The organism is Rhodococcus sp. H-CA8f (assembly GCF_002501585.1).
Taxonomy (GTDB): domain Bacteria; phylum Actinomycetota; class Actinomycetes; order Mycobacteriales; family Mycobacteriaceae; genus Rhodococcus_F; species Rhodococcus_F erythropolis.
Map to the genome: position 1 here is coordinate 3,465,736 of NZ_CP023720.1, position 20,041 is coordinate 3,485,776.

Sequence of the window (20,041 nt, forward strand, 5' to 3'; positions counted from 1 at the left end):
AATCAGCGGCGTCGTCGAGATCTCACGAACGCCACACCTCCGAGCGCGCATCCTGCCGCGACCAATCCGGCCCACACGAATGTCCATGGATCGACCCCGACGCCGACCGAATCGCCAGACGAGACTGCCGTCGATTCGGTCGCTTCCACGAGCGCGCGCATCACGTGAACCGGCGGCAAAGCTCCACCCGCAGATTCCGATCCGATCAGAACATCGCCCGCGTCGTTGAACGCCACGGCCTCGCCCTGAGGCTCCGTCGGGAGCGGGATCCGCAACGGTTCGGTATCGGTGAGCGTCGCGCCGATTCCGCCGTCCACGACCTCGTACAGGTACAGATCGGAGTAACTCCGAAGCGCGATCGCCGAACCGTCCGACGACACCGCTCCCCCGGTGAACATCACCGACACGGGCTTCTCCGGTCCGAGAGATACGGCTCCGACGCGCTCGAGCGGCGTCGGGCCGGGTTGCGCCAAGTCACTCAGTTTCTGATCCCCGACGGGTGTGTAGACACTGCTGGAGCCGAACAATTCCTTGGTCACGACAAACACATGGCCGTCAGGGTCGAGCAGAATCGATTCGGTGTCGTGCGCGCCGTCCGGGTACGTGAGGCGGTGCAACGTACCGTCACCGGAATCGAGGTCCATCGTGATGAACGCCACCGTGTCGCGGGTTCGGAGGTTGTCGCCGGTATCCGACAGAACGAGCGTTCGACCACTCACCGCAAGATCTTCGACGTCGTATGGATCGATCGGAACCGGAATCTGTTTCTGGACAACACAGTTCAGGTCCATTTCGAATACGAAGTCGTCACTGCCGCCGTCACCCATCGCGTAGATCCGATCGTCGACGACGACCATCCCCGACAACTCCTGGAGCGCAGGATCGGTAGGTGTACAGAGTGGGGCGAACTCGCTCGGCTCGAACGACGACGCCTGTGCGAGCGCTCCGGGAAGCAGTGCGGTTGCCGTAGTCGCAGCAAGCACCGCGACCACGACCCCGAAACTACGCACTAGGTGCGTACTCCACCAATGCCGAGGCCAACATCTGTGGCACGCGTGCGTGCACCCGCGTTCCCGCCTCTTCGTGAGTCGATTCCAAAATCGTTCCGTCCGAGTGGATTCGAGCCATCAGATCACCGCGCGTGTACGGCACCAGCACGTCGACCTCGACCTCCGGCCGAACCAGCACCTCGCTGAGTTGTGCTCGTAGTTCAGCGATTCCTTCACCGGTCCGCGCCGAGACGAACACGGCACCAGGCAACAGACCACGTAGTTGCGTCAAGGTAACCGGATCTGCCGCGTCGATCTTGTTGACCACGATCAACTCCGGCGGAGCCTTCGAATCCGTCTCGCGCAGAACATCGGTGACGACTTCCCGCACAGCCTTGATCTGTTCTGTCGGCAACGGATCCGAACCGTCGACGACGTGCAGAAGCAGATCCGCGTCGGTCACTTCCTCGAGAGTGGACCGGAATGCCTCGACCAACTGAGTCGGAAGGTGTCGCACGAAGCCGACCGTGTCGGTGAGTACGTACTCGCGGCCGTCGTCGAGTGCGGCGCGGCGAGTTGTCGGGTCCAAGGTGGCGAACAACGCGTTCTCCACGAGCACACCGGATCCGGTGAGCGAATTGAGCAGACTCGATTTGCCCGCGTTCGTGTATCCGACGATGGCGATCGACGGGATGTCACTCTGCAGTCGACGGGTCCGCTTGGTGTCGCGGGCGGCCTTCATGCCCTTGATCTCGCGGCGCAGTTTTGCCATGCGCTCACGAATACGGCGACGGTCCGTCTCGATTTTCGTCTCACCGGGACCACGCAGGCCCACACCTCCGTTACTGCCGGCACGGCCACCGGCCTGGCGCGACATCGACTCGCCCCAACCACGCAGACGCGGGAGCATGTACTCCATCTGAGCGAAAGCCACCTGGGCTTTACCCTCACGAGACGTGGCGTGCTGAGCAAAGATGTCGAGAATCAGAGCCGTCCGGTCGATGACCTTGACCTTGACGATCTTCTCCAGCGCCGTGAGCTGCGCCGGCGTCAGCTCACCGTCGCAGACGACGGTGTCGGCGCCGGTCGCCAGGACTACTTCGCGCAGTTCCTGAGCCTTGCCGGAACCGATGTAGGTGGCAGCGTCGGGTTTGTCGCGGCGCTGAACCAGTCCTTCGAGGACCTCGGAGCCGGCCGTCTCTGCCAGTGCGGCCAGCTCGGTCATGCTCGCCTCGGCCTGCTCGGCAGTTCCCTGCGTCCAGACGCCGACCAGGACAACTCTTTCGAGTCGAAGCTGGCGGTACTCGACTTCGGTGACGTCCTCGAGCTCGGTCGACAGACCGGCCACGCGGCGCAGGGCGCCGCGATCTGCGAGTTGCATCTCACCGGTCGACGGGTTGCCCGATGCGGACGCTGCCGTGTATTCGGCTTGCGCGTACTCGGACTGCTCGTGAGCGGTGGACTCTTCGTTTTCATGTGTGTTCGTCATACAAGATCCATGGTCCCACGAAACCTGGCCACGGTGCATCCGTATTTCCTGCAGGCGTATTTCCCGCGGGCGATATCACACGAGCGATTGCCACCAGACATCGCTGATCGTCCCGTTCGCCACCAGAACCGAGGGCCCCCGCAACGACCCTTCGCCGCCTTCGACGGTGACCTGCACTTCGCCGCCGAGCACGCGCACCAGCACCGAGCCTTCGTCGCGGCCGTCGAACTTCAGCGCCGCGGCCGCAGCTGCGACCGTTCCGGTTCCGCAGGAACGAGTCTCGCCCACACCACGCTCGTGTACGCGCATGTGGACCCCACCGTCGTGGATCGGCGTCACGATCTCGATGTTGACCCCGTGCGGGAAGAACCCGGGATCGAAGCCCGGAGAAACACTCAAATCGAGCGCACTCAAAACTTCTGCCGTCACGTGCTCGTCGACACACGCCAAATGCGGATTACCGACGTCGATGCCGACGCCGGCGAAGACGCGGCCGTCGATTGTTGCCGAACTGGTGCCGAGGTCCTTGATCGGGCCCATCGCCACGGTCACGTCACCATGTGTGGCGTCGTAGCCGTGCACCACGACCGGACGCGCTCCGGCACGACTGCCGACCACGAACTCGTCCTTGCTCTCCAAGCCCGAGGCCTTGAGATAGTGGGCGAATACGCGAACTCCGTTTCCGCACATCTCCGCGATGGAGCCGTCGCTGTTGCGGTAGTCCATGAACCAGTCTTCGGCAGCGACGCCGTCGGGCAGCGCACCGAGCACGCCCGCGTCCGCAAGTGCGCCTGCCCGGGCAACACGAAGGATGCCGTCGGCGCCGAGGCCACGCTGACGATCACACAACGCTGAAACTCGCGCCGGCTCGAGATCGACCCGAACGTCGAGGTCAGGGAGAACAACGAAGTCGTTCTGCGTGCCGTGGCCCTTACTGAAATCCATGGTCGCCATCCTATCCGGACCTACCGACCGACTCACGCAGGTGACGCGGTGACCACGACGTTCTGTTCGTACGTGAATCCGGACGGCAACGAGGGGTCGGGCACGGTTGCGCCGCCGCAGGTCACGAGGACCAGCCTGGGCGCACCCGTTTCGGAAAAGAACTCGGCCGGCAAAGCCACCTTTTCGTACAGCTTCAGGCTCGCTGCGTGATAGGTGAACATCGTTCCGGTGTCGTCGCTCACGTAGATCGGGGTTCCGGGCTTCATCTGGTGCAGCGCCCACAAGGCGCCGTGCGTGCGATCACCGTCGTCGACGTGGCCGGCAACAAGATTGGTGCCCTCCGAAGATCCGAACTGCACACCGTTGGTGAAATGCGAAACCTTGTCAGGATGCGGAAGGATCATTCCGCGGTTGGCGCCGAACCCACTGGTCACGATGTCGGCTCGCACATCGAGATCGGGAATCGCGAGCGTATTCGGCGGCAGATCCGTTGGCGCAGGCGCCCAACTCGCCCCTGGATCGGTTGGAGCTCCCACGTCGAAGGGTGCTTCGGGAACAGGTGCGCTGATGGGCTTCCCGGCCGCACTCACCGCAAAATAGACGAGCACCCCGCCGACCGCGAGAAATGTGACGAGCAGTAGGAGAAGCGGCAGCCGACCCGCGCGTCGGCCTCTCGGTCGCGCGTGTGTCCCGGTCTGCGCCATGTTCGTTGTCCTCCAGTCCGTCGATCGCGAAACGAATGGATCGCGAAAGAGCTAACTGTAAGATAGCTGATCGGCACGATCGTGTTACAGGCCGCGATCTGCAAGGGCAGCGAAGGCCGAGCGAGCCAGCTCCGGATCGGCACCGTCGAGCCAGTGCACGCGTGCGTCACGACGGAACCATGATCGTTGGCGGCGAACGTAGCGCCGCGTCCCGATGAACGTCCGTTCGAGTGCTTCGGCCAGATCGTATTCACCGTCGAAATGTGCGAGCACCTGTGCGTAGCCGATGGCTCGCGGCGCTGTGACGCCCTCACGCAATCCTTGCTCGACGAGTACGGCGACTTCGTCGACAAGTCCGCCTGAAAACATCAGCTCGGTTCGCAACCGAATCCGGGCGTCGAGTTCTTCCGTATCCCGATCCACGCCGAGAATGCGGGTTCCCCAACGAGGGTCACCGATCTGCGGAGCTGAGGCCGCGAACGGCAGACCTGTCAGCTCGACGACCTCGAGCGCCCGAACCATCCGCCGGCCGTCCGTCGGCAGTATCGACGCCGCCGCTACCGGATCAGCAGCAACAAGCGCCGTATGCACCGCACCGACCCCACCGTCGGCCAGCACTGCCTCCCACTTCGCACGAACTTCGGGATCCGTTGCCGGAAAGGACCATTCGTCGAGTAGAGACTGGACGTACATCATGGATCCGCCGACGATCACCGGAACCTTGCCCGCCGCGATCAGATTCTCGGCGATCGCGATCGCGTCGCTTTGATAACGCGCGACGGTGGCGGTCTCCTTCACGTCGAGAACGTCGAGCAGGTGATGCGGAATCCCGCGACGCTCGGCCGGCGTCAGTTTGGCAGTCCCGATATCCATGCCGCGATAGAGCTGCATCGCGTCGATGTTGATGATCTCACCGCCGAATTCCTCGGCCAGTGCCAACGCGAGATCGGACTTTCCCGACGCGGTCGGACCGACAACTGCGATCGGGCGAAGTTCTTCAGGGACGTTCACGGCCGCCACGTCCCGACGTGGTAAGCGACGCCGAACGGCGCATCGCTGTAGTCGACCACCGAACGTGTCGTGGTTGACCGAGACGAGTCCATGAAGACACCGGCCAGGACCTGCCACGCCGCGCGTCCCTGGGCTCCGACACTCCGGCAGAGCTGCGGATCGAGAGCAAGAAGCGCCTCCGGATCACCGGCGGTCAGGGCATCGTCGATGGCCGATTGCACGCCAGCGGCGCGCTCGTCGAAGCTTCCGGGCGCCTTGGCCGTCAGCGTGGACGCACCGTCAGCCACGATCAGAAGCCCATGCGGTCGGTTGTCGCTGTCGAGTTGCTTGCGCAGCTGCTGTCCGAATTCACGACATTCATTCACCGACGCCTCTGCACTGACGACGTGCATGTCGACGGTGATCTCCACGTCCGCTCGGGCACGCAGCCAGCCGGCAACAAGGGCGCACAGTTCGAGAGATGGCATCGGTTCACCTGCCGCATCCGCGTCCAGGGACGTCCGGACATCGGCGCCGAATCCCGCGAAAGTACCGATCTGCCCACGTCCGACGCCCGATCGCCAGAGTTCGCCTGCTGCATTCTCGGGTTCTGCATTCTCGGGGCCGACACCGACGCCCACCCAGTGAACCGCCTCGTGAGAGAGCCGGCGCACGGCGGCTATCGCTGCAGCGCGCACCTGAGCGGACTCGGCCGAATCACCGGACAATTCCGGCACGAGTAACGGCGCCGAGGGGACGAGAACAGCGGAAGTCAACACAGTTGCCACGCTAGTCGACCCCGAGGTGGCGACCTCACACCCTCTTACCTGATTCAATAGTCGGAGAACGTGAGTACCGGGTTCAATGGAACCAGGAATGCGATCAGGCAGCCGTGACGCGCGGCAGAGACGAGGACCGATGACCGAGAACAGTGAACCCACCACCGGCGCCGACAGCAGTTCGGCCAGCCCGAGCCCGGCAGCACCCAAACCCGGTGCTCCCAAACCTGGTGGACCACGCCCCGGTGCGCCCCGCCCCGGAGCACCTCGCCCCGGCCCGGCAGCCTCGCATGCCGTCACCGCCGCGCCGGCCAGCGACCCGAGCAAGTTCGGCCGCGTCGAGGAAGACGGAACCGCCTGGGTGAAGACCGCTGACGGTGAACGCCAGATCGGTTCGTGGCAGGCCGGCGACGCCACCGAGGGCCTCGCCCATTTCGGTCGTCGCTACGACGACCTCGCGACGGAGGTCTCACTACTCGAGGCTCGACTGACGTCGGGCGCCGGAGACGCCAAGAAGACCAAGGCTGCCGCCATCGCTCTATCCGAATCCCTCTCCACCGCTGCCGTGATCGGGGACCTCGACGCTCTGGCCCGCCGACTCGACGTGATCGTTGCCGGGTCCGACGAGGCCGCAGCACACGCGAAGGAAGAGAAGGAACAGTCTCGCGCCGCGAGCACCGCCCGCAAGGAGGCCCTCGCAGTCGAGGCCGAACAGATCGGTTCGGAGTCGACCCAGTGGAAGACCGCGGGTGATCGACTGCGCGAGATTCTCGACGAGTGGAAGACGATTCGCGGAATCGACCGCAAAGTCGACGACGCACTGTGGAAGCGGTACTCCAAGGCTCGCGAGTCCTTCAACCGACGGCGTGGAGCGCATTTCGCCGAACTCGATCGTGATCGTGCGAGCGCACGTTCTACGAAGGAAGAACTGGTCGAGCGCGCCGAGAAGCTGTCGACCTCCACTGAATGGGGACAGACCGCTGGAGAATTCCGCGATCTGCTCAGCGAGTGGAAGGCTGCCGGCCGCGCACCGCGCGAGGCCGACGACAACCTGTGGAAGCGCTTCAAGGGCGCTCAGGACGTGTTCTTCGCCGCGCGCAACGCTGCTGCATCCGAGCGCGACGCCGAATTCGAGCAGAACGCGGTTGCAAAGGAAGAGCTGCTCGCAGCGAACGCGAACATCGATCCGGCGCACGGACTCGAGAACGCTCGTGCAGCGCTGCGCGACCTGCAGGAGAAGTGGGACGCGATCGGCAAGGTGCCGCGCGACCGGATGCAGGAACTCGAAGCGAAGCTCCGGGCCATCGAAACCAAGGTGCGCGACGCCGTCGACGCCGAGTGGCGTCGTACCGATCCGGAAGCACTTGCCCGGGTCGCGCAGTTCAAGGAGCGGGTCAGCCAGTTCGAGGAGCAGGCCGCCAAGGCTCAGGCTGCCGGCAAGACGAAGGACGCCGAGAAGGCTCTCGCTCAGGCAAAGCAGTGGCGTGAGTGGGCCGAAGCAGCCGAGAGCGCTGTCAGCGAGTAATCGACGACGAGCTGCTTTGACAACAACGCCGGCTGACTCCGAAAGGAGTCAGCCGGCATTGTCTTGCGCTATTGGCTAAGAGAACTTCCGTGTCAGCCGACGTTCCATTCCTGATGCTTCTCGGCTTCAGCCGCAGCGATCCGGCGTTGTTCCTCGGCAGCGAGCTGAATGTTGGTTCGGGTCCAGACCACCTTGAGCCAATGGAACGTCAAGAACACGACGGCAAACCATCCGATGACCAGCCCGATCGACGGTCCTGCCACGTTGAATCCGGCGGGAATGGTCTGACGTGACCAGACGGCCATCATTCCCAGCGCACTCGCCACGGCACTACCGGCCAGCGCGACCCACGCCAGACTCCAGCGCCGCGTCACGAGTGCGAGCATCGAGAATCCGATGCCGAAGATGACAACGAACCACACGAACAAGCGTGAGAACAGTGCAATTCGTTCACTTTCCGCATCCTGGTTGTACGCGAGCACATCCCAGCCGTTCGCAACTCCCGCATGGGGCAGTGCAAGTGTGCCGACCAGCACGAGCACCGCAACCGCGACAACCATGGCGCGCGCACCCGGATCGATTTCCCCCGCGACCTTGCGTTCCGCGTCGTCGAGGTCCTTGCGGTAGCCCTCGAAGGCGTCGTCGCCCGGCTGAGGTGTCTTGTTCTCGTGTTGCGAGGTCATGCGTTGCATCCCATCTGGACGGGTTGTGGGGCTGGGGCACCGATCTTCGGTAGTCCGAGACCTACGCCGATGGGCGGGGTCTTGGGTGTGATGCCCTTTTCGAACGAATCACCGGCGCGGGTCCGACGGTGTGTGAGCACTCCGTCATCTGCCACGAGGTGATGGGGGGCTCCGTGGGTGACGACGACCGTCACCACGTCGCCGGGTCGGATTGTGCCGTCGAGGTTTCCTTCGGGTCGGAAATGCACCAGGCGGCCGTCTCGCGCGCGACCACTGAGACGGTGAGTCGCTGCGTTCTTGCGGCCCTCCCCCGCGGCCACCAGTAGTTCTACCTCGGTGCCGACGAGTTTGCGATTTTCCTCGATGTTCACTTCTTCCTGAACCGCGAGCAATCGCATGTAGCGTTCCTGGACAACCTCTTTGGGAAGTTGATCAGCCATCTCCGCCGCCGGCGTGCCCGGGCGCTTGGAGTACTGGAAGGTGTAGGCGTTGGAGAATCGCGCCTTACGCACGACGTCCAGCGTCTCCTCGAAATCCTCTTCCGTCTCCCCCGGGAACCCGACGATGATGTCCGTGGTGATGGCGGCGTGCGGCATTGCGGCGCGCACCTTCTCGATGATCCCGAGGTACTTCGACTTGCGGTACGAGCGCTTCATCGCCTTGAGAACCTTGTCCGAACCGGACTGCAACGGCATGTGCAGTTGCGGGCAGACGTTGGGAGTGGTTGCCATAGCTTCGATGACGTCATCGGTGAACTCTGCCGGGTGCGGCGATGTGAACCTGACCCGTTCGAGGCCGTCGATGTGTCCACATGCCTTCAAGAGGGAGGCGAAGGCTCCGCGATCGCGCGGTTGTTCCGGATCGGCGAACGACACGCCGTAGGCGTTGACGTTCTGTCCGAGCAGGGTCACTTCCGAGACACCCTCGTCGACGAGTGCCTGCACCTCGGCCAGAATGTCGCCGGGACGTCGATCCACTTCCTTGCCACGCAAGGCCGGAACGATGCAGAACGTGCACGTGTTGTTACAGCCCACCGAGATGGAAACCCAACCCGCGTAGGCGGATTCGCGCTTGGCTGGCAGTGTCGACGGAAACGCCTCCAGCGCGTCGAGGATTTCGACTTCGGCGCGCTGATTGTGGCGCGCGCGGTCGAGCAGCGCGGGCAGCGAGCCGATGTTGTGAGTGCCGAAGACGACATCGACGAACGGCGCCTTCTTGACGACGGTGTCACGATCCTTCTGCGCCAGGCACCCACCGACCGCGATCTGCATGTCGGGGTTCGCCTCCTTGTTGGGGGCGAGCTGGCTGAGGTTGCCGTACAACTTGTTGTCCGCGTTCTCGCGGACCGCACACGTATTGAAGACGACAAGATCAGGATCGGTTCCGGTCTCCGCCTTCGAATACCCGGCGTCCTCGAGCAGACCGGACAGTCGCTCGGAATCGTGGACGTTCATCTGACAGCCGTACGTCCGCACCTCGTAGGTGCGAACAGGCGTAGCAGTTGCCTCCGGAACTGCAGTCGGCTCCGGAAGTGCAGGGGACATTTCGTCGATCAGTGACACGCTTCAGCCTAGCTCACGTCCACTACGACGTGTAATAACGCCCTGATAAACAGCCGAAACGCGACATAAACGTCGTCACAGTAAAATTTCCATTACATATGGCAAGAACCATGGCGAAATCACGGGCGTCGACGCAAACTACGCCTAAGGTTCTCGTTTATGACCCAAGCCGACGATGCGACGACGCCGACCACCTCCGGCGATTCCACATCCATGATTTCGATGACCTCGGTGAACAAACACTTCGGGGAACTTCACGTCCTGCAAGAGGTCAATCTCGAGGTACCCAAGGGCCAAGTGGTGATCGTCCTCGGTCCGTCGGGCTCCGGTAAATCGACTCTGTGCCGCACCATCAATCGCCTCGAACCCATCGACTCCGGCACCATCGCCGTCGACGGCAAGACGCTCCCTGAAGAGGGCAAAGCACTTGCCGCGCTTCGTGCCGACGTCGGGATGGTCTTTCAGTCTTTCAACCTGTTCGCGCACAAGACGATCCTCGAGAACGTCATGCTCGCACCGATGAAGGTCCGCAAGGCAAAAAAGGACGAAGCCAAGAAGACCGCGCAGGCGTTGCTCGAACGTGTCGGTATCGCCAATCAGGCCGACAAGTACCCGGCGCAGCTTTCCGGCGGTCAGCAACAGCGTGTCGCCATTGCTCGCGCTCTTGCGATGCAGCCGAAGGTGATGTTGTTCGACGAGCCCACCTCCGCTCTCGACCCCGAGATGGTCAACGAAGTCCTCGACGTCATGACCTCCCTCGCGAAGGAAGGCATGACCATGCTCGTGGTCACGCACGAGATGGGCTTCGCGCGCAAAGCCGGCGATCGTGTGCTGTTCATGGCTGACGGCCAGGTCGTCGAAGACACCACGCCCGAAGAGTTCTTCACCCATCCCAAGTCGGATCGGGCCAAGGACTTCCTCGGCAAGATCCTCACGCACTGATTACAGTCTCCCCTCCGACAGTCCTGTCCTCGTCCACAAGACAACTTGCTCGACTGCACCGTTCACCTCGGCTGCACCGTTCATCTCGACTGCACTGTTCGTGTGTCGACAACTGAGAGGATCTTCATGAAGATCAATCGTTCCGTCCGTTTCGGAATCGGAATCATGGCCATCGCGTTCGCTGCCACGGCCTGTGGCGGCGGCGAGGAGAACAAGTCGATCACCGAGAGCGCTTCCGACGGCACTCTCACCGTCGGCATCAAGTTCGATCAGCCCGGCCTCGGTCAGCGCAACCCTGACGGCACCTTCTCCGGCTTCGACGTCGAGGTAGCCCGTTACATCGCAAACGAACTGGGCGTAAAGCCCGAAGGCATCACCTTCAAGGAATCTCCGTCAGCCCAGCGCGAGACCCTGATCCAGAACGGCGAGGTCGACTACATCGTCGCGACATACTCGATCACCGACACGCGCAAGGAAAAGGTCAGCTTCGGCGGCCCGTACTTCATCGCAGGCCAGTCGCTGCTCGTTCGCTCCGACAACACCGACATCACCGGCCCTGATTCCCTGACCGGCGGCAAGAAGCTCTGCTCGGTGTCGGGTTCGACTCCGGCGCAGAACATCCAGGACAACTACGCAAAGGACGTCCAGCTCCAGCCGCTCGACACCTACTCCGCTTGTGTCGAGGCTCTGCGCAACGGCGCTGTCGACGCTGTCACCACCGACGACATCATCCTCGCCGGCTACGCTGCCCAGTACCCGGGCGAGCTGAAGGTCGTCGGAGAACCGTTCACGACCGAAAAGTACGGTGTCGGCCTGGCCAAGGACGATTCCGAGGGTCGCGGCAAGATCAACGATGCCATCGAGAAGATGATCTCCACCGGCGCGTGGGAAGAAGCCTTCAACAACACCGTTGGTGCTTCGGGCTACCCGATCCCGGCCCCGCCCACCGTTGATCGTTACTGACCTGCTTTTTTCACCGTCAATCTCGCTGCGGCTCCCCACTTCGGGAGCCGCAGCGCATGACGCCACCAACGGAGATCCCGTGATCTGGGGAGACGGCAAGTGAACCTTCTGAGCAAGTACGGCGACCAGATTCTGGAAGCCTTCTGGACCACGATCCAGCTGACGTTCTTCTCCGCGATCGGCGCCGTCATCATCGGTGTCCTGATCGCGGCCATGCGCGTGTCACCGGTTCCGGTCGCCCGATTCCTGGGTACCGCGTACGTGACCGTGTTCCGCAACACCCCCCTGACACTGATTCTGCTGTTCTGTCTGTTCGGTCTGTCGCAGACGCTCGGAGTCAATCTCGCCAAGTCGGACTCACCGACGTTCTTGACAGACAACAACTTCCGACTCGCAGTACTCGGCCTCAGTGTCTATACCGCCGCGTTCGTGTGTGAGTCACTTCGATCGGGAATCAATACCGTTCCGGTCGGCCAGGCCGAAGCGGGCCGATCACTCGGTCTGTCGTTTGCACAAAATCTTCGGCTGATCGTCCTGCCTCAGGCATTTCGCGCGGTCACAGCACCGCTGGGTAGCGTGCTGATCGCACTGACCAAGAACTCGACCATCGCCGCGGTGATCGGCGTATCCGAAGCGTCAGCGCTGATGAAGAAGATGATCGAAAACGAAGCGGCGATCTTCGTCGTCGGTGGAATCTTCGCTGTCGGTTTCGTGATCCTGACACTTCCCATGGGCTTGATCTTCGGCAAGCTGAGCAAGCGATTCGAGGTTTCACGATGAGCAACCGCGCAACAGTCCTCTACGACGCGCCAGGTCCCAGAGCGCGAAATCTCTACCGATTCGCATCCCTTGTCGTCGCTGCACTCATGGTCGCAATCGGTTACGTCATCTACCGCGCACTCGACGAAAAGGGCCAGCTGACAGCAGCGAAGTGGGATCCGTTCCTCGAATCCACGTCGTGGACAACGTATCTGATACCCGGCATCCGGGGAACGCTGATCGCGGCTGCGATGTCCATCGTCTTCGCGCTCATCCTCGGTTCTGCCCTGGGTATCGGCCGACTCTCCGAGCACAACATCATTCGGAAGATTTGCGGCGTCATCGTCGAATTGTTCCGAGCAGTACCGGTTCTGATTCTGATGATCTTCTCGTATCAGGTGTTCGCCGAATACGAGGTCTTCAAGTCCAAGTACCTCGCACTCGCGGCAGTCGTCGTGGGTCTGACTCTGTACAACGGGTCAGTGATCGCCGAGATCGTCCGTGCCGGAATCAACTCACTCCCACGAGGGCAAAGTGAGGCCGCCAAGGCACTGGGCATGCGCAAGACGCAGATCATGGTGACGATCCTGCTCCCCCAGGCGGTTACCGCCATGCTCCCGGCACTGATTTCACAGATGGTCGTGGCGTTGAAGGACTCCGCCCTCGGTTACCTGATCGGGTATGTCGAGCTGGTGCGTCAGGCCCAACAGCTCGGCACCTTCTACGGAAACTTCCTGCCGGCGCTCATCGTGGTCGCCGCGATTATGATCGCTCTCAACTCGGCTCTGACCTTCCTGGCAACCAAGGTGGAGAAGCGCCTGCGTTCCGGAAAGCGAAAGGGCAAGGGCCCCATCGCGGCTCCGTCCGCCGACCCAGCCGTTTCGGTTCCGGGCATGGACCTGACCAAGCCGTGAATCAGATGGAGCCGTGAGTCGAATCCAGCCGCGTTAGCGCGAATACACAGCAGGGCGGGGGTACCACCGAATTTCGGTGGTACCCCCGCCCTGTTGTTCTGAATGCTGCACTTCGCTACAAGTCGGTGACCGCCGCCATCTCGGCTTTGACCACCTCGTACGACATCCCAGCTGAATATCCCTTGCGTGCCAGCATCGAGACCAGTCGACGCGTGACCTTGTCACGATCATCGACGGGCTTGTTCTTCAGCTTCCGCCGAACCAGCTCCGCTGCTCGCTCGCGCTCATCTTCCGGATCGATCTGCGACAACGCTTCGGAAGCGACGTCCTGGTCGATTCCTTTGAGCCGCAACTCGACTGCAAGCGCACGCTTTCCCTTGCCCGAGTACGTATGCCGCGAATGAACCCATTGGTTCGCGAAGTCCGCGTCGTCGATCAACCCGATTTCCTGGAGTCGATCGAGGACCTTGGTAATGATCTCGGGTTCGAAGCCGCGTCCGCTCAGCTTGGTTTCCAGTTCGGAGCGGCTGCGCGCCCGGTCGGTCAGAAGGCGCAGGCAAGCATCTTTGGCCTGCGCCTCTGTCCCACCTTCTGCGCGTTGCGACGGCTTCTCGGATCGTTGACGGGATCGACGCCGAGGAGCGCCGTACTCTTCACGAGCATTCTCGCCGTTGTCACCGTCGTCGAAGCTCATGACTGAACTCAGAAGTCGGCGGGAGCTTCGTCGGTTGCAGTGACGTCAGCACCGATACCGAGCTTTTCCTTGATCTTCTTCTCGATCTCGTCACGGATATCGGTGTTCTCCAGCAAGAACTTACGAGCATTTTCCTTGCCCTGACCCAACTGGTCACCTTCGTAGGTGTACCAGGAGCCGGACTTGCGGATGAACCCGTGCTCGACACCCATATCGATGAGCGAGCCTTCCTTGCTGATGCCCTGGCCGTAGAGAATATCGAACTCGGCCTGCTTGAACGGCGGCGCGACCTTGTTCTTGACGACCTTGACTCGAGTGCGGTTACCGACTGCGTCGGTACCGTCCTTGAGAGTTTCGATACGACGGATGTCGAGGCGGACCGAAGCGTAGAACTTCAGTGCCTTACCACCGGTGGTGGTTTCGGGAGAACCGAACATCACGCCGATCTTCTCGCGAAGCTGGTTGATGAAGATGACGGTGGTGCCCGAGTTGTTCATGGCACCGGTGATCTTGCGCAGTGCCTGACTCATCAGTCGAGCCTGCAAACCGACGTGGCTGTCACCCATCTCGCCTTCGATCTCGGCGCGAGGAACAAGAGCGGCCACGGAGTCGATCACGACGATGTCGAGGGCGCCCGAACGGATCAGCATGTCGGTGATTTCGAGAGCCTGCTCACCCGTATCGGGCTGCGAGACCAGGAGTGCATCGGTGTCGACGCCCAGCTTGGCTGCATAGTCGGGATCGAGTGCGTGCTCCGCGTCGATGAACGCCGCGATGCCGCCGTTGGCCTGAGCATTGGCAACTGCGTGCAGTGCCACGGTGGTCTTACCCGAAGATTCCGGGCCGTAGATCTCGATGACGCGGCCACGCGGCAGTCCGCCGATACCCAGCGCGACGTCGAGCGCGATGGAACCGGTGGGAATGACGGCGATGGGCTGACGAACACCCTCGCCCAGGCGCATCACCGAACCCTTGCCGAAGTTCTTGTCGATCTGCGCCAACGCGAGGTCGAGTGCCTTGTCCCGATCAGGTGCCTGTGGTGCCATCGTGATCCCCATCCTTGTTTCAGTCTTCAGTGCCTGCCTGAGCAGACTCCGTCTCTTCAGCGCCTGCCTGAGCCGACCCTGTTGGTGTGTTGCGATCAGAGTAGATCCGGCCACCGACAGACTTTTCGATCTTGCTTTCGCGCTTGTCGATCACTGTGCTTGTCGATCACTGTGCTTGTCGATAACCGTGCTTGTCGATAACCGAAAGTTCGCAGTTACGAAAGGAGCGTCACCACCGAACAGCTTCAGCATAGACGAACACGTGTTCGAACAGAAGATGGGAGACGTTCGACACGCCGAAAAAATCAGCGGCGGGCGGGCGGTACGTCGAACTCCACACAGAGCGCACGCCACACTTCGCGAGGCTCCCAACCTGCTTCGACGGCCTCCGCAGCAGTCATTCCGTCGAGACTCTGGAGTACATGGTCGATCAGCATCGAGTCGCCTCGTACCTGCCCGAACTCTTCGCGCACCATTTCATGAAATTCGGTCAACCGCACAGCCGCCACCGTAGTCCACAGAGCGGTGCACCTGCATTCAGGCGCAACATGCTCACGCCGTCACACCGCCGTTGACCACCTGTCGGCACACCGCCACCGGATCGGTGACCTGCGACGCAGTCGCGGCAGCGGACATCGCAGCTTCCGCGAATCGTTTGTCGGAGAGCACCTGCAGTACGGCATCGCGAATCGAGCGGGCATCTGCGGGCCGCACGATCACCGACGTCCCTGCCCGCGCAGCGCGATTGGCCAACTCCCACTGGTCCCCACCCCCGGGAACGACGACCGTCGGCACGCCGGCCAGCAAGGCCTTCGCCAACATGCCGTGCCCGCCGCCGCACACCAACACCGACGCGTCACGCAGCATCGCGTCCTGGCGTCCGAGACCTGCACGAACCCAATCGGGATGCTCGCCTTCGGCTCCGTCGAGCATCGACGCGATCAGCCGCACACCGGCTCCGCCGAGTCCTTCGACCGTGCCCTCGAACATTCCCACTGCGCCGGTGTGCGCCGTGGAGGGCGCCACCATAACCAGCGGTTCGTCACCTGGCGGTGGATCCAGAATCACCTCGGTCGGCTCCCAGAGAAGCGGGCCGACGACGTGAGCGTGCTCCGGCCAGTCGGGACGTGGCACTTCCAGTGCCGGAAGTGTTGCGATCAGGCGAGCATGCGGGCCTGGATCCAGGGCGGGTAGCCCGATGCCGACACGGGCCTGCGAGCGCTGCGCCAACCCTTGCTTGATCGAACGTCCTGTTGCGGCGCGCATCAGGGTGTCGCGAAGTCGACCACGAATTCCGATGCCGGGCGCGAGCCCACTGCCGATCGGCGGTAACCCCCGCGACGGTGAGTACAGCGGGTGAGGCGAAAGTTCCACCCAGGGGATGCCGAGTCGTTCGGCGGCCAATCCGCCTCCGGCAGTGAGGATGTCGGAGACGACGAGATCCGGGGAGACGGATTTCAGGTCGGGAAGCAGTTCGGTGGAAATATAGGCGGCGCGCGAATGAATCCGAGCGCCTGCATCAAGATCGTCGTCTCCCGGCCGCGGGGCCAAGCCCTTGAGAGGCTCGGATTCCACGCCGGCCGCTCGCGCTGCCTCGACCCACCGGGTCCCCGTGTACAGAATCGGGTCGTCGCCGGCCTGGATCAACGCCAGCGACAACGCTATTGCGGGAAAAGCATGACCCGGGTCCGGCCCGGCAACAACGGCTACACGCACCGGATCAGAGTGTCACACCGAGTGAAAGGCCTGTTCCGCCGCACCCAGTGCGCGTTCGCGATCCGAAGCCACCAATCCGATTCTCGTCCTGCGATCAAGGACGTCGTCGACGTCGAGTGCGCCTTCATGCGATACCGCGAAATCGAACTCGGCGCCGCAGATCTCCAAGTCCGCAACCGATCGGAGTCGATCGCTGCTCGCCGCGGCCACGACCTCGGCCTCTGTGCCGTATCGCGCCACCAACGACGCCGGTGCCTTGATCTTTTTCAATTCCACCGGTGATGCAGCGCCTACCAGCGGCAACGCGCGTGTCCGACACGCCCCGGCGCTCAGCGATCCGACCTCGACCGCGGCGTCGACGGCGTCTTCGGCCATCTTGCGGTACGTCGTGAGTTTTCCGCCCACCACCGTGACCAAGCCCGAGTCCGAACGGACTACAGCGTGATTGCGCGAGAGGTCGGCCGTCGAGCCTTCACCGGTGTCCAGCAGCGGACGCAGACCCGCGAAGGTCCCCAAGACGTCCTCACGGGTCAGCGGAACTTCCAACGCCGTGTTCACGGTGTCGAGCAGGAAGTCGATCTCGTCCTCGGACGCCGTCGGTACGTCGGGCACCGGTCCCGGCGCTGCTTCGTCGGTCAACCCGAGGTAGATCCGGCCGAGCTGCGCGGGCAGCGCGAAGACGAAACGGTTGGTCTCGCCGGGAATCGGCACGGTCAGTGCTGCCGTGGGGTTCCCCAATCGCGCTGCATCGAGCACCAGGTGCGTCCCGCGGCTGGGGCGCAGGGTGATGCTGGAGTCGACCTGATCAGCCCAGACACCGGTCGCATTGACCACGACGCGGGCACGCATCAAGAACTCGGACCCGGTCAGCTCGTCGCGCAAGGTGGCCGACGTTCCGGATACGTCGTATGCACCGACGCGGGTCAGGATTCGCGCGCCGTGGGACGCTGCGGTTCGGGCGATGCCGACGACGAGGCGGGCGTCGTCGATGAGCTGCCCGTCGAACGCGGTCAAGGCGCCTCGTAGGTTCTCCTGCTTGACCGCGGGAGCCAATTCGCGCGCCCGCGCAGCGCTGACCGTCCGTGATCTGGGTAAAACCGAAGCCGGGGTTCGCGCCGACATGCGCAGAGCGTCACCGGCCAGGAAACCGGTACGCACCAGGGCCTTCCCGAAGAACGACGTTTCGGGCAACAGCGGTACGAGTTGAGGCATGGCGCGAACGAGGTGCGGCGCGGTGCGCGTCATGAGAATGCCGCGCTCGACCGCACTTTCACGCGCTATACCGACATTGCCGGAAGCCAGGTACCGAAGGCCGCCGTGTGCCAGTTTCGAACTCCAGCGGCTGGTGCCGAACGCGAGGTCGTGCTTTTCGACCAGCGCAACACTGAGCCCACGAGTCACGGCGTCGAGAGCGACACCGACACCGGTGATTCCGCCGCCGATGACCAGGACGTCAACCGAATCGCCGTTCGCCAACTGCTCGAGCTCACGAGTACGCCTCTGTGCATTGAGAGCTGAATCGCCGCCTGCTGAATCACTGCCTGCTGAATCTCGAGGGTCCACAGCTATTCTCCCGAATTCTTTGCAGGTGCCAGATACGCAGCGACCGCATGTCTGAGTTGCTCGACCGACGCGTCGGCGGAAAGTTCCGGCTCGAGAGTCGGTGCGGAGATGACGACGGACTGAGCCATCAGTAGAACCATCGCCGCAATCTCGTTGACGCTTCCCTCGCGAATCGAACCGTCTTGTTGACCGGCAGCTACGACGGAAGTGATCAGTTCGAGAATCGACTTCTGGCTCGCGCCGAGTCGGTCCACGATGTAGGTGGTGAGCAACTCTTGATCAGCGTGCCGAATCTTCACGAAGAGCGGATGGTCGCGAATCTGGCCGACGACGTCCCCGATCGCTTCCACGAGCAATGTGGCCGCAGACCCGGTGAAGGTCACCTCGGGCAGCACCGATCGAATCTCCCGGGTGAGCAGATCCGCGACGACGGCTCGCGTGTCCGGCCATCGCCGGTAGACGGTCGGCCGGCTCACGCCGGCGCGACGCGAAATCTCCGCAAGTGTGGTTCGCTGCATTCCGAAATCGAGGACACACGACCTTGCTGCGTCGAGAATCACGTCGTCGATCTCGCGGCTGGGGATGCGCTGACCGTCTGCCTTGCGAGGGACAATTGGGCCATCTGCGTTACGGATTACCATCGTGTGTAACACAATACCGGACAAGTCACCGGTAATCCCGTCGGGACTTGCGAGTTCTCTCGCTCAGAGATCATCAGAAATAGTACAACTCGAAACCAACTGCGCGCTCGGCGTCGAATCCAGGCTTCGGTCCGCTGACCATGTCGATCTGTGCGCGCGCCTGTTCCCGGATCGGCGTGGAACTCAACGCCGCCAGATATCGCGCATGTTCTGCGAGCGAATCCACGGCGCGATCGACAGTCGACGTCACGTCGACGCAGTGGGTAGGAGTCATCGTGTTGACCGCAACCCACCGCACACCGGACCACGGCGCCAGTCCCTGAGCCGTCAATGACGGAAAGATCCATTCGTTCGCCGCATCAGCGGTCGCGTCCAGGACGCTGATCCCGAGTGCTCGGTGATCCGCGCTGTTGAGGTAGCCGGGACCCCAGGTATGGGAGAAGTTCATCGTCACCACCAATTCCGGGCGGTGACGACGAATTGCTGCGGCGAGAGTCGAGCGCAACTCCAAGCCTTCCACGAGACGACCGTCGGGCAGGCCGAGGAACTCCACCTCACTGACACCGACGATCGCGGCCGAGCGACGCTCTTCTTCCTCGCGGACCGGGCCGGACTCCTCGGGCGACAGACCGGCAATTCCGGCCTCGCCGCGCGTGGCCAGGACATATCGCACGTCTTTGCCGCGATCGGTCCACTGCGCCACTGCTGCGGCTGCGCCGTATTCGATGTCATCGGGATGCGCCACGATGACAATCGCGCGCTGCCAGTCCTCGGGGAAGTTTTCCATAGGGCAGATCTTGCCCGTCAGAACCGCGAAGCGGGCGAATTGTCCTCACTTCCCGACATCGCCTTCACCAGGAAATAGATTCCGAAGCCGACGGCGCCAACCACCAGAACCCAGAAAAGCCCCTTGATCAGGGCACCGACCACCGCGAGTGCGACCCACACCAGTACGACGGCCAAAACGATCTTCCAAAACATGCTTACCTCCAACGTGCCGTTGAATAATCAGTCGAATCGGACAGGTGCTGCGTCGTCCGTAGAACCAGCCTGACAGGTCTGGCGTGACAAAGCAGCAGCTCAGCGGCAAGTTCAGGTAAAGATCAGGGTTCACCCCGAGACCGGCCCTCACGCAGG

At 62.7% G+C, this 20,041-nt stretch carries 21 protein-coding genes; 5 read left to right on the forward strand and 16 right to left on the reverse strand.

What is annotated here, in order from left to right:
- Window positions 1-2: 2 nt before the first annotated feature.
- From CPI83_RS16075 to CPI83_RS16100, 6 genes are all read right to left on the reverse strand, one after another.
- Window positions 3-1,010 carry a hypothetical protein gene (locus CPI83_RS16075; protein WP_020907531.1) on the reverse strand — a complete coding sequence of 336 codons (1,008 nt, stop codon included), beginning with the start codon at window positions 1,008-1,010 and terminating at the stop codon, window positions 3-5.
- Window positions 1,003-2,478, reverse strand: a complete 1,476-nt coding sequence (hflX, locus tag CPI83_RS16080) for a GTPase HflX (RefSeq protein ID WP_024487621.1) — start codon at window positions 2,476-2,478, stop codon at window positions 1,003-1,005. The genes CPI83_RS16075 and hflX overlap by 8 nt, the downstream gene beginning before the upstream one ends.
- A 75-nt stretch (window positions 2,479-2,553) precedes the next feature.
- Window positions 2,554-3,423 (reverse strand): diaminopimelate epimerase, encoded by an 870-nt coding sequence (gene dapF / locus CPI83_RS16085; protein WP_097388192.1) that lies wholly within the window; start codon window positions 3,421-3,423, stop codon window positions 2,554-2,556.
- 32 nt (window positions 3,424-3,455) lie between these two features.
- Entirely contained in the window at window positions 3,456-4,127 is a 672-nt protein-coding gene (locus tag CPI83_RS16090) for a class F sortase (protein WP_020907529.1), read from the reverse strand.
- Between the two features lie 84 nt (window positions 4,128-4,211).
- On the reverse strand, window positions 4,212-5,147 hold the full coding sequence (gene miaA / locus CPI83_RS16095; protein WP_070797205.1) for a tRNA (adenosine(37)-N6)-dimethylallyltransferase MiaA: 936 nt from the start codon (window positions 5,145-5,147) through the stop codon (window positions 4,212-4,214).
- Complete coding sequence (locus CPI83_RS16100) at window positions 5,135-5,896, reverse strand: class III extradiol dioxygenase subunit B-like domain-containing protein (protein ID WP_097387420.1); 762 nt, start codon at window positions 5,894-5,896, stop codon at window positions 5,135-5,137. The genes miaA and CPI83_RS16100 overlap by 13 nt, the downstream gene beginning before the upstream one ends.
- Window positions 5,897-6,035: 139 nt before the next feature.
- Between CPI83_RS16100 and CPI83_RS16105 the strand changes: the two genes are divergently transcribed.
- On the forward strand, window positions 6,036-7,421 hold the full coding sequence (locus tag CPI83_RS16105) for a DUF349 domain-containing protein (protein WP_019748202.1): 1,386 nt from the start codon (window positions 6,036-6,038) through the stop codon (window positions 7,419-7,421).
- A 92-nt stretch (window positions 7,422-7,513) separates the two neighbouring features.
- On the opposite strand, the gene CPI83_RS16110 is transcribed toward CPI83_RS16105, so the two are convergent.
- Together CPI83_RS16110 and miaB are read right to left on the reverse strand one after the other, a co-directional pair.
- Window positions 7,514-8,104 carry a hypothetical protein gene (locus CPI83_RS16110; protein ID WP_020907525.1) on the reverse strand — a complete coding sequence of 197 codons (591 nt, stop codon included), beginning with the start codon at window positions 8,102-8,104 and terminating at the stop codon, window positions 7,514-7,516.
- On the reverse strand, window positions 8,101-9,648 hold the full coding sequence (gene miaB / locus CPI83_RS16115) for a tRNA (N6-isopentenyl adenosine(37)-C2)-methylthiotransferase MiaB (RefSeq protein ID WP_044480362.1): 1,548 nt from the start codon (window positions 9,646-9,648) through the stop codon (window positions 8,101-8,103). Before miaB ends, CPI83_RS16110 begins: the two co-directional genes overlap by 4 nt.
- A 231-nt stretch (window positions 9,649-9,879) precedes the next feature.
- On the opposite strand from miaB, the gene gluA reads away from it, so the two are divergent.
- From gluA to CPI83_RS16135, 4 genes are all read left to right on the forward strand, one after another.
- Entirely contained in the window at window positions 9,880-10,608 is a 729-nt protein-coding gene (gluA, locus tag CPI83_RS16120) for a glutamate ABC transporter ATP-binding protein GluA (protein WP_007735175.1), read from the forward strand.
- A gap of 126 nt (window positions 10,609-10,734) precedes the next feature.
- The gene (locus CPI83_RS16125) at window positions 10,735-11,571 is read left to right on the forward strand and encodes a glutamate ABC transporter substrate-binding protein (RefSeq protein ID WP_020907523.1); all 837 of its coding nucleotides are present in this window, start codon (window positions 10,735-10,737) and stop codon (window positions 11,569-11,571) included.
- A gap of 99 nt (window positions 11,572-11,670) precedes the next feature.
- Window positions 11,671-12,351: an amino acid ABC transporter permease gene (locus CPI83_RS16130; protein ID WP_019748198.1), complete on the forward strand. Its 681-nt coding sequence runs from the start codon at window positions 11,671-11,673 to the stop codon at window positions 12,349-12,351.
- Complete coding sequence (locus CPI83_RS16135; protein ID WP_007735172.1) at window positions 12,348-13,244, forward strand: amino acid ABC transporter permease; 897 nt, start codon at window positions 12,348-12,350, stop codon at window positions 13,242-13,244. Before CPI83_RS16130 ends, CPI83_RS16135 begins: the two co-directional genes overlap by 4 nt.
- Before the next feature lie 115 nt (window positions 13,245-13,359).
- Here CPI83_RS16135 and recX read toward each other — a convergent pair whose 3' ends face one another.
- From recX to CPI83_RS31005, 8 genes are all read right to left on the reverse strand, one after another.
- Complete coding sequence (gene recX, locus CPI83_RS16140; RefSeq protein ID WP_020969471.1) at window positions 13,360-13,938, reverse strand: recombination regulator RecX; 579 nt, start codon at window positions 13,936-13,938, stop codon at window positions 13,360-13,362.
- Window positions 13,939-13,946: 8 nt separating this feature from the next.
- Entirely contained in the window at window positions 13,947-14,984 is a 1,038-nt protein-coding gene (gene recA, locus CPI83_RS16145) for a recombinase RecA (protein WP_007735170.1), read from the reverse strand.
- 305 nt (window positions 14,985-15,289) lie between these two features.
- Window positions 15,290-15,484 carry a DUF3046 domain-containing protein gene (locus tag CPI83_RS16150; RefSeq protein ID WP_003942185.1) on the reverse strand — a complete coding sequence of 65 codons (195 nt, stop codon included), beginning with the start codon at window positions 15,482-15,484 and terminating at the stop codon, window positions 15,290-15,292.
- A 52-nt stretch (window positions 15,485-15,536) separates the two neighbouring features.
- Window positions 15,537-16,700, reverse strand: a complete 1,164-nt coding sequence (locus CPI83_RS16155) for a nucleotide disphospho-sugar-binding domain-containing protein (RefSeq protein WP_070797202.1) — start codon at window positions 16,698-16,700, stop codon at window positions 15,537-15,539.
- Between the two features lie 12 nt (window positions 16,701-16,712).
- Window positions 16,713-18,263 (reverse strand): glycerol-3-phosphate dehydrogenase/oxidase, encoded by a 1,551-nt coding sequence (locus CPI83_RS16160; RefSeq protein ID WP_029255237.1) that lies wholly within the window; start codon window positions 18,261-18,263, stop codon window positions 16,713-16,715.
- Between the two features lie 2 nt (window positions 18,264-18,265).
- On the reverse strand, window positions 18,266-18,904 hold the full coding sequence (locus CPI83_RS16165; RefSeq protein ID WP_019748192.1) for a TetR/AcrR family transcriptional regulator: 639 nt from the start codon (window positions 18,902-18,904) through the stop codon (window positions 18,266-18,268).
- 73 nt (window positions 18,905-18,977) lie between these two features.
- Window positions 18,978-19,691: a PIG-L deacetylase family protein gene (locus tag CPI83_RS16170; protein ID WP_019748191.1), complete on the reverse strand. Its 714-nt coding sequence runs from the start codon at window positions 19,689-19,691 to the stop codon at window positions 18,978-18,980.
- 17 nt (window positions 19,692-19,708) lie between these two features.
- A complete protein-coding gene (locus tag CPI83_RS31005; protein ID WP_198586304.1) occupies window positions 19,709-19,885 on the reverse strand; it encodes a hypothetical protein in 177 nt (58 codons plus the stop codon).
- Window positions 19,886-20,041: the final 156 nt, after the last annotated feature.

Bases quoted from the DNA above. Each gene is read 5' to 3' on its own strand.
- hflX (WP_024487621.1), bottom strand. From the start codon at position 2,478: ATGACGAACACACATGAAAACGAAGAGTCCACCGCTCACGAGCAGTCC.
- dapF (WP_097388192.1), bottom strand. From the start codon at position 3,423: ATGGATTTCAGTAAGGGCCACGGCACGCAGAACGACTTCGTTGTTCTC.
- CPI83_RS16090 (WP_020907529.1), bottom strand. From the start codon at position 4,127: ATGGCGCAGACCGGGACACACGCGCGACCGAGAGGCCGACGCGCGGGT.
- CPI83_RS16105 (WP_019748202.1), top strand. From the start codon at position 6,036: ATGACCGAGAACAGTGAACCCACCACCGGCGCCGACAGCAGTTCGGCC.
- CPI83_RS16110 (WP_020907525.1), bottom strand. From the start codon at position 8,104: ATGACCTCGCAACACGAGAACAAGACACCTCAGCCGGGCGACGACGCC.
- miaB (WP_044480362.1), bottom strand. From the start codon at position 9,648: ATGTCCCCTGCACTTCCGGAGCCGACTGCAGTTCCGGAGGCAACTGCT.
- gluA (WP_007735175.1), top strand. From the start codon at position 9,880: ATGATTTCGATGACCTCGGTGAACAAACACTTCGGGGAACTTCACGTC.
- CPI83_RS16125 (WP_020907523.1), top strand. From the start codon at position 10,735: ATGAAGATCAATCGTTCCGTCCGTTTCGGAATCGGAATCATGGCCATC.
- CPI83_RS16135 (WP_007735172.1), top strand. From the start codon at position 12,348: ATGAGCAACCGCGCAACAGTCCTCTACGACGCGCCAGGTCCCAGAGCG.
- recX (WP_020969471.1), bottom strand. From the start codon at position 13,938: ATGAGCTTCGACGACGGTGACAACGGCGAGAATGCTCGTGAAGAGTAC.
- recA (WP_007735170.1), bottom strand. From the start codon at position 14,984: ATGGCACCACAGGCACCTGATCGGGACAAGGCACTCGACCTCGCGTTG.
- CPI83_RS16165 (WP_019748192.1), bottom strand. From the start codon at position 18,904: ATGGTAATCCGTAACGCAGATGGCCCAATTGTCCCTCGCAAGGCAGAC.
- CPI83_RS16170 (WP_019748191.1), bottom strand. From the start codon at position 19,691: ATGGAAAACTTCCCCGAGGACTGGCAGCGCGCGATTGTCATCGTGGCG.
- CPI83_RS31005 (WP_198586304.1), bottom strand. From the start codon at position 19,885: ATGTTTTGGAAGATCGTTTTGGCCGTCGTACTGGTGTGGGTCGCACTC.